General features: G+C 72.2%; 5 protein-coding genes. All 5 read right to left on the bottom strand.

Going from position 1 to position 8,743, the window contains the following annotated elements; all coding sequences use genetic code 11:
• Positions 1-74 precede the first annotated feature (74 nt).
• On the bottom strand, positions 75-746 hold the full coding sequence (locus OHU89_RS38720) for a DedA family protein (protein ID WP_266886236.1): 672 nt from the start codon (positions 744-746) through the stop codon (positions 75-77).
• Between the two features lie 90 nt (positions 747-836).
• Entirely contained in the window at positions 837-1,355 is a 519-nt protein-coding gene (locus tag OHU89_RS38715) for an allene oxide cyclase barrel-like domain-containing protein (protein WP_405649599.1), read from the bottom strand.
• 145 nt (positions 1,356-1,500) lie between these two features.
• A complete protein-coding gene (locus OHU89_RS38710; protein WP_405649598.1) occupies positions 1,501-3,003 on the bottom strand; it encodes an FAD-dependent monooxygenase in 1,503 nt (500 codons plus the stop codon).
• A gap of 47 nt (positions 3,004-3,050) precedes the next feature.
• The gene (locus OHU89_RS38705; protein WP_405649597.1) at positions 3,051-7,784 is read right to left on the bottom strand and encodes a type I polyketide synthase; all 4,734 of its coding nucleotides are present in this window, start codon (positions 7,782-7,784) and stop codon (positions 3,051-3,053) included.
• A 68-nt stretch (positions 7,785-7,852) separates the two neighbouring features.
• Positions 7,853-8,293: a nuclear transport factor 2 family protein gene (locus OHU89_RS38700; RefSeq protein ID WP_405649596.1), complete on the bottom strand. Its 441-nt coding sequence runs from the start codon at positions 8,291-8,293 to the stop codon at positions 7,853-7,855.
• Positions 8,294-8,743: the final 450 nt, after the last annotated feature.

Genomic DNA, 8,743 nt, shown 5'->3' with positions numbered 1-8,743 from the left:
GGGCGCTGTTGTGGTCATGCTGGGCAGCGTGGCTAAAGCGGTACTAACCGTGATCTGAGTTCCGTCGCGGCAGGTCAGGCCGGTCCGGCCGAGGTGTCTCGGCGGTCTTGGCGCCGTGCGCGAAGCCGGATGACGACGAACCGTACGACCACCGCCAGCAGGGCGGCACCTACGACGACGGTGAACCAGTTGGCGTACCGCTGCACGGTGTCGGCGTCGCGGCCGGCCGCGTAGCCGGCGCTGAGCAGGGCGAGGTTCCAGAGCGCCGTGCCGGCCGCGGTGAGGGTGACGAAGGGCAGCAGCCGCATGCGTTCGATGCCGGCCGGAAGCGAGACGTAGCTGCGGACGATGGGAACGAGCCGGCACAGCAGGACGGCCTTGGCGCCGTGGCGGTCGAACCAGTGCTCGGCGCGGTCGAGGTCGCTCTCCCGGACCAGCGGGATGCGGACGAACAGCGCGCGGGTGCGGCGCCTGCCGAGGAGCGCGCCGACGTAGTAGTGGACGACGGCTCCGACGACCGAGCCGACGGTGCTCCAGAACAGCAGGGCCAGGAAGCTGAGTTCGCCGAGACGGGCGGTGAATCCGCCCAGCAGCAGCACCAGTTCGCTGGGCACGCTGGGGAAGAGGCTCTCCAGCCCGGTGGCGACGGCGACCCCGGGGGAGCCCAGGCTCTCCATGAGGTCGGTGGCCCAGTTGCCCGGGCTGTCGGCCGGGGCGGCGGCCCACGTGAGGTGTTCGAGGATCATCGCACTTCCCGGGCTCGGCTGGATGGGTGCCGGTGACCGGCGGGCAGGACGGCCCGCCGGTCTCGGGGCGTCGTACGGTTCTTGGCGGGGTCAGCCGCAGAGCTTGATGGAGTTGAGCGACTCGGTGGCGCTGACCAGCGTCCAGGTCAGCTCGCCGGTCTTGCCGGCGTAGCGGCCCTTGAGGCCGGCCGCCGGGAGCTTCTGCGTCTCGCCGGCGGCCAGCCGCGTCAGGTTGACGATGCCGGCGACCTGGATCACGCCGTCGTCCAGCGTGTACTTGGCGGTGGAGAACGAGAACAGCTCGCCCGTGGCGGCATCCTTCTTGATGATGACGCCCTGGATGTCGTTGGTGCCGACGCGGTTGCGGTCCTCGTCGAGCACCGCGTCCTCGGTGATGACGACGTCCCCGACACTCGGGCCGGCCGGGGCCACGTCCGTGGTGTCGGTGGTGACCAGTTGCTCGATGAACGAGACGGTGACGCAGTGGCGGCTCTTGCCGTGGGCGGGCGCCGCCTCGGCCGCGCCTGCGGCGGTGCCGATCGGTACGACGAGCGCGGCGGCCGCGGCTCCGGCCACGGTGAGCCGGGCGGGGAACGATGTTGAGCGCACGGGTGTCCCTTCTGACGGACGGAGATGCTGGGGGAACTGGCCGGACGGGGCGCACGGCGGCAGGCCCCGTACCGACGCGGTCATGCTGTGCGAGTGGCCTAAAGCCGCCCTTGGCCTCGTCTGCCGCTGCCGGGCGGCCAGACGGTCAGCCGGCGGCGGCTCCGAACCAGGTGGTGAGCGCGGCCCGCAGGACGTCCTCCCCCCAGCCGTGGCCGTCGTGCCAGGCGACGCAGCCGTCCGGGCGCAGCAGCAGGGTGGCCGGCAGGTCGGGCACCGGCTGGGTCCGCACCACGTCGACCCGGCCCGCCCAGTCGGCCACGTCCGGTCCCCCGGTCCGCCCGGACAGGTCGAGCAGGACGCCGCGCCCGCCGTGCAGGGTTTCGGCCACCGCGACCTCCCCGCTCTCGGTCTTGATCCGGGCCCGCGGCAGCCGGCGGCCCAGCAGCCGGTCCCGCTCGGGCGGTTCCGGGAAGCCGTCGTAGCGCATCCGGACGGCCGGGCCGAGGTTGGTCACCAACTCGGCCAGGAACACGTTGACGTCGTCGAACGCGAGGAACTCCGCCAGCATCTCGCGCATGTAGCGGGCCAGTCCGGGCGGGTAGAGCAGGGCGAGCTGCGCCTGGATGTTCATGCAGGCCATGCGCCCCGCCGCGTGCCGCTCCTCGTGATAGGTGTCCAGCAGACCTTCGGGCGCCCAGCCGTGGACCTCGGCGGCGATCTTCCAGCCGAGGTTCACCGCGTCGCCGACCGCGGTGCCGATGCCCTGTCCGTTGTACGGGTAGTGGACGTGCGCGGCGTCGCCCGCGAGGAAGACGCGGCCCTCGCGGTAGCGCTCGGCGTTGCGGGTGATGATCGAGTAGTGGCGCAGCCAGTGCGCCCCGGTCGCCTTCAGCTCCGTCCCGGTGAGCCGCCGCACGACGGTCCCGAGCTGCTCCAGGGTCGCCGGTCCGTCCTCGAACTCCGGCGGCCGGGTGGTGAATTCGGCGCTGAAGACGCGCATGGTGCCGGGGCTCAGCGGGGCGCCGAGGAACTGGTCGCCGTTGGGGGTGTACGACAGGCCGTACTGCTCGGGCGCCACGTCCGCGCGGTCGATCGCCACGTCGCCGACGATCCCGCGCACGATCACCCAGTCGTCCCCGACGTAGTCGATGCCGGCCCCCTCGCGGACCAGGCTGTCCCGTCCGTCGCAGCCGACCAGGTAACGGCACTCCAGCCGCTCCTCGCCGGTGTCCGAGGCGAGGAGGGCGGTGACGCGGGAGCCGTCGGGTGCCTGCTCGAAGCCGGTGAGCCGGGTACCCCAGCGCAGGTCCACGCCGAGCTCCAGGGCCCGGTCGATGAGTGCCTTCTCCAGGCGCGACTGGAGCACCATGTGGGTCTGCTCGCGCGGTCCGGGCACCTTGTCGAAGGCCAGCGGCAGATCCGCGAAGCGGACTTCGGGGAAGGTGACCGTGCCCTCCCGTAGCGCGTCGGCGAGGCCTCGCTGGTCCAGCAGTTCCAGGGTGCCCGCGTTGATCGCCATGGCCGGCGCCTCAAGACGCTGCGCGGGGTGGGGGTCCACGAGGACCGCGGGGACGTCTCGCATGGCCAGCTCGCAGGCGAGCATCAGACCGGCGGGGCCGGCTCCCACGACGACGACCGGCTCACTCATGACAGGGCTCCTTCGGGAAGAACGTAGGTCGGTACGGGGCGCGTCGCTCATGTCGTCGCGGACGTGTCACCGGCGGGCGGCCCGGACTCGGTCTCCGCGTCGAGCGTGGTCACCAGGTGAGCCGCCAGGGACTCGGGGGTCGGGTGGTCGAAGATCGCCACGGGCGGGATCCGCACCCCGGAACGGGCCGCGACCCGGTTGCACAGTTCGAGGGCGGTGAAGGAGGAGAGCCCCAGTTCCGTGAACAGGGCGTCCTCGGGGATCTCCGTGGCGTCCGCGTGGCCCAGCACCTGTGCCGCGGTGTCCCGCAGCAGGTCCAGCAGCAGGACCATGCGTTCGGCGCCGGAGGCGCTCAGCAGCCGGTGCCGTAACCGGGCGGCGGCCTCACCGAGCTCCGCCTCGGCGCCGGACTCGGGCGGGTCGCCGTCGAGCGTGGCGGTTCCTGCGACGTCCGGGACCGAGCGCAGCAGCGAGCCCGCCACGCCCTGCCCGGACTGGCCGACGTAGCGGTCCCAGTCGACGTCCACCAGGACCAGACCGCGCGCCGGAGCGCCCATCGACCGCACCAGCCTCCTGGCCGCGAGTCGCGGCGGCAGCGGACGGATCCCCTGATAGCGCAGGTGTTTCCCGGCCGCGGTCTCCGCTCCGTCCGGGACGTGCGGGGGGCCGCAGGCCACCGATGTGACGGGCAGGCCCCGCTCCCGGTACGACTGCGCCAGCGCCGCCAGATGGGCGTGCACGGCCCCCTGCCCGCCGAGCCCGGCCACTCCCAGGGCGCCCACCACCGATGTGCACAGCAGGAACACCTCCAGTCCCCGCTCCGCGGTCAGTTCGCACAGATGGGTCACGGCGGCCGCGGCCGGTCCGAGCAGACGGTGGACGTCCTCTCCGTCCACGGCCCCGACCACGGTGTCGTCCAGCTCTGCGGCCAGGTGCACGACCGCTGTCAGCGGATGCTCCGGCGCGACGGAGTGGAGCAGCGCGGCCACGGCCTCGCGGTCGGTGAGGTCGACCGGGGCCACGATGGCCTCGGCCCCCGACTCCCCCAGCGTCGAGACCAGTTCGGCCCCACCGTCCTCGGCGCCCGGTTCCGCGACCAGCAGCAGATGCCGTACGCCGTCCCGGGCGAGCCGCATGGCGATCTCGCCGGCGAGCGCCCCGGGCACCCCGGTCACCAGCACCGTCCCGTCCGGGGCCAGGGCCGGCCCGGCGCCGGTGAGGTCGACCGGGTGCAGACGCCGCCCGAAGACACCCTCGGACCGGACGGCGACCTGGTCCTCGCGCGCACCCGCGCGGCCCGTACCGCCGGTCAGCACAGCCCTGAGTCGCGCCCGTGTCCGCCGGTCCCACGCCCCGCCCCCGGGCAGGTCGACCAGCCCACCCCAGCGTTCGGGGTGTTCCGAGGCGGCGGGAGACTGCGCCAGTCCCCAGACACGCGCCTGGTCCGGGTCGGCGGGCGGGCCCGTGCCGACCGAGACGGCACCCGTGGTCACGAACCACACCGGCACCTTCACGGCCGCGTCGTCCAGGGCGTGCAACAGGGTGGCGGACAGATCCAGCCCGTCGCCCCCGTTCCGCCCGGTGTCGGCGTACCCGAGCAACGAGAGCACACCGGAGACCGGGCCGCGGGAGGGGCCCAGCGCCGCACGCAGGTTCGCGGCGAGCGCCGAACGCCCCGTGTTCCCCTCGACGGTGACGTCCACGACGGCCGCACCGCCCTCGGCCAAGGCGTCCCGCACGGTCCGCACCGCCGGGTGTTCCTCGTCCCCCACGGGCGCCAGCACCACCCAGGTGCCGGCCGGCATGGACACCGCCCCCTCGTCCAGGGCCTCCCAGTCGAGCCGGTGCCCCCAGCGCCGCTGCCGTCGCCAGGCGGCGAGCCCGGGCAGCGCCCTCCGCCACGCCGCGACGTCCCCGTCCGGCACACCCAGCGCCGCCACCGCGCCGTCCAGATCCTCCCGCTCCAGTGCCTCCCACAACTCGGCTTCGCCGTCCGTCGATTCGCTCGCCTTGGCGGGGTCGGGGCGGAGCCAGTAGGGCTGGTGTTGGAAGGGGTAGGTGGGGAGGTCGGGGTGGGTGGGTTGGGGTTGTGGGAGGTGTGGGGTGAGGTCGGTGGGGTGGTGGTGGGTGTGGAGGGTGGTGAGGGTGGTGAGGTGGGTGTGGGTTTCGTTGGGGTGGTGGGGGGTGGTGTGGGTGTGGGTGGGGAGGTGGGGGGTGAGGGTGGGGTGGGGTGCGAGTTCGGTGAAGAGGGTGATGTGTTGGGTTTCGGTGAGGTGGGTGATGCCTTGGTGGAAGTGGACGGGTCGGCGGATGTGGTGGGCCCAGTAGGCGGGGTTGTGGTGCTGGTCGGGGGTGGCGGGGGTGCCGGTGAGGTTGGAGATGACCGGGATCTCGGCGTTTCCGAGGGTGTGGCGGGCGAAGAGTGCGGCCAGGTGGGTGGTGAAGGTGTCGAGGATGGGTTCGGTGTGGGCGCTGTGGAAGGCGTGGGCGACGTTCAGGGTCCGGGTGCGGATTCCGGCGGCTGTCAGTTCGGCGGCGATCTGGTCGAGTTGGTCGGTGGGTCCGGCGAGGGTGGTGGCGGTGGGTGAGTTGTGGGCGGCGATCTCGATGCGCGGGTGGCGTGTGAGGTGTTCGGTGAGTGGTTCGGGTCCGGAGTGGACGGCGAGCATGCCGGTGCCGGTGGGGAGGGTGTTGAGGAGTTTGGCGCGGGTGGTGACCATGTCGGCGGCCACCGGCAGGGGGAGGACCCCGGCGAGGTGGGCGGCGGAGAGTTCGCCGATGGAGTGGCCGATGAGGGCGTGGGGGGTGATGCCGTGGGTGTGGAGGAGGTGGTAGGTGGCGGTGTGGTGGGCGAAGAGGGCGGGCTGGGTGTAGAGGGTGGTGTCCAGGAGGGTGGCTTCTTCGGTGCCGGGCTGGGCGAACATGACGTGTTGCAGGGGGAGGTCGAGGTGGGGGTCGAGGGCTGCGCAGACTTCGTCCAGGGCGTGGGCGTAGGCGGGGTAGGTGGTGTAGAGGTCGCTTCCCATGCCGGGGCGTTGGCTGCCCTGGCCGGAGAACAGGACGGCGAAGCGGGCAGGGCCTGTCGTGGTGGTGCGGGAGGGGCCGGTGATCAGGGCGGGGTGGTCGTCGCCGGCGGCCAGCGCGGCCAGCGCGGCGCGCAGTTGCGCGGGGTCGGCGGTGACGATCCCGGCGCGGTGTTCCAGGTGTGCCCGGCCCGACCACAAACGGGCCGCCAGTACACCGGGCTCCGCCTCCGGGTGCGCCTGGAGGTAGGTGGCGAGCCGGCCCGCGGTGTCGGCCAGGGCTTTGCGTGAGCGCGCCGAGACCACAACGGGTACGGGCCTTGCGTCCGGCTCGTCCTCCCGGGCGGGCTCGGGCACCTGCTCGGTCGGTGGTTCTTCGAGGATGAGGTGGGCGTTGGTGCCGCTGATGCCGAAGGAGGACACCGCGGCACGACGCGGACGGCCGGTCTGCGGCCATGACCGGGACTCGGTCAGCAGGGAGACCGCGCCGACGCTCCAGTCGACGTGCCGGGACGGCTCGTCGACATGCAAAGTCGACGGCAGCACCCCGTGCCGCATCGCCTGCACCATCTTGATCACACCGGCCACACCCGCGGCGGCCTGCGTATGGCCGATGTTGGACTTCACCGACCCCAGCCACAACGGCTGTTCGGCGGAGTGCTCCCGACCGTAGGTCGCCAGCAGCGCCTGTGCCTCGATGGGGTCGCCGAGGGTCGTGCCCGTGCCGTGCGCCTCGACCGCGTCCACCTGGCTCGCGCCCAACCGCGCGTCGGCCAGGGCCTGTTCGATCACACGCTGCTGGGAGGGCCCGTTGGGGGCGGTCAGGCCGTTGGACGCGCCGTCCTGGTTCACCGCCGAGCCCCGCAGCACCGCCAGTACCGGGTGGCCGTTGCGCTGGGCGTCGGACAGCCGCTCCAGCAGGACCAGGCCGACACCCTCGCCCCAGCCGGTGCCGTCGGCGGCGTCGGCGAACGGCTTGCAGCGGCCGTCGGGAGCCAGCCCGCGCTGACGGGAGAACTCCATGAACACACCCGGCGTCGACATCACGGTGACGCCGCCGGCCAAGGCCAGTTCGCACTCGCCGTTGCGCAGTGCCTGGGCCGCCAGATGGAGGGAGACCAGCGAGGAGGAACAGGCGGTGTCCACCGTGACGGCCGGGCCCTCCAGACCGAACGTGTACGCCACCCGCCCGGAAGCCACACTCGCCGCACTCCCGTTGCCCAGGAAGCCGTCGTAGCCGCTGGGCAGCCGGTCGAGGAGCCTGGCCACATACTCGCTGTACATCACGCCCGCGTAGACGCCGGTCTTGCTGCCCCTGAGGGTGTGGGGATCCAGGCCCGCGCGTTCGAAGGTCTCCCAGGCGGTTTCCAGGAGGAGGCGCTGCTGGGGGTCGGTGGCCGTGGCCTCACGGGGGCTGATGCCGAAGAACGCCGCGTCGAACGCCGCCGCGTCGTGCAGGAATCCGCCTTCGCGCGCGTAGCTCCTGCCGGTCGCGTCCGGGTCGGAGTCGAAGAGACCGTCGAGGTCCCAGCCACGGTTGGCCGGGAAGCCGGAGATGGCGTCGGTGCCCTCGGCGACCAACGTCCACAGATCCTCGGGTGACCGCACCCCACCCGGATACCGGCACGCCATCGCGACGATCGCCACCGGCTCCCGGGCCCCGGTCTCCAGGACGGAGAGCCGCTGCTGTGCTTCGTGCAGTTCGGCAGTGACCCATTTCAGGTACTCGACGAGCTTGTCTTCCTTGGACATCCGCACTCGATCCAGTCGTGGCGAAAGGCGAAGGCATGCTTTCGGCGAGTTTCCGTACGACCGCTAAAGGGCCCCTAAGAATTGTCGAAGTCTCCTCGGTGTCGACTCGGCGCGGGGTCGGACGTCGTGTGCAGTGACATGTCCGTATGGCCGCTGAAAACCCTCATGTGGCGGATGCGGCCGGTTGCGTCGATCCGCATGAGCGCAATCAGGGAGATCCTCAGGAATTTTCCCTCCGGTACCTGTTCGGGGCGGAGTTCGGCGACGATCGGCAGGGCCACGTGTTCGCCGTCGAGGGCGGCGACGGGGGCGCCGGGGGTCTCGTGGACGCCGTAGGCCACCAGCCCGGCCACATGGGACCGGTAGGTGGCGCGGTCGGTGAACGTGTTGTCGCCGACCGGGTCCTCGACGTGCGGCGGATCGGTGAAGAGGGCGAGGACTCCGTCGACGTCGCCCTCGTTGATCCGCCGGCAGTACTCCAGGGCGACGCGTTTGCGCGCGGCCTCGTCCAGCATCGGTGCTCCTCCCCTGACGACGGTGCGGGCTCGTCCGGCCCCGGGGAGCATGCTGGGTGCCGCCGCCAAAGCGCTGCCAAAACCCAGGGCGTGTCCGGCTCGACGACGGCTCGGGCCTGCCAGTGGTGGCGACACCGCATGGGGTGCGTGGGCAGGCCGAGCCGTGGTCGCCGCCGTGATGACGGCAGGTCCGGTCGAAGACCAGGCGCTCCGGCGGCCGGTCCAGCCATCTCCCGAGCACCGGCCGGGCCAGTGCCCAGGCGGCCAGGCAGCGGTCCCGGTCCCCGTCCCGTTACCGCGCCCGGCGGCCTCCCATTCCTCCACAGCTGCGACGGCACGTCTAGACCGGACCAAGACGGTCTTTAGAAGCCGCTTCTAGCTTCCCGTTCGTCAGATGTGGGATTTTCCGCGGCCGTCTCGGGCGCCCGATCGCAGAAGGGGATCGCCGTC

The sequence above is a fragment of the Streptomyces sp. NBC_00019 genome (assembly GCF_045041015.1).
In the GTDB taxonomy this organism is placed as follows: domain Bacteria; phylum Actinomycetota; class Actinomycetes; order Streptomycetales; family Streptomycetaceae; genus Streptomyces.
Note: the sequence above shows the minus strand (reverse complement) of the source record. Positions and strands in the feature narration are given on the sequence as shown.

Coding starts and splice junctions, on each gene's coding strand:
- OHU89_RS38700 (WP_405649596.1), bottom strand. CDS start 8,293: ATGCTGGACGAGGCCGCGCGCAAACGCGTCGCCCTGGAGTACTGCCGG.
- OHU89_RS38710 (WP_405649598.1), bottom strand. CDS start 3,003: ATGAGTGAGCCGGTCGTCGTCGTGGGAGCCGGCCCCGCCGGTCTGATG.
- OHU89_RS38720 (WP_266886236.1), bottom strand. CDS start 746: ATGATCCTCGAACACCTCACGTGGGCCGCCGCCCCGGCCGACAGCCCG.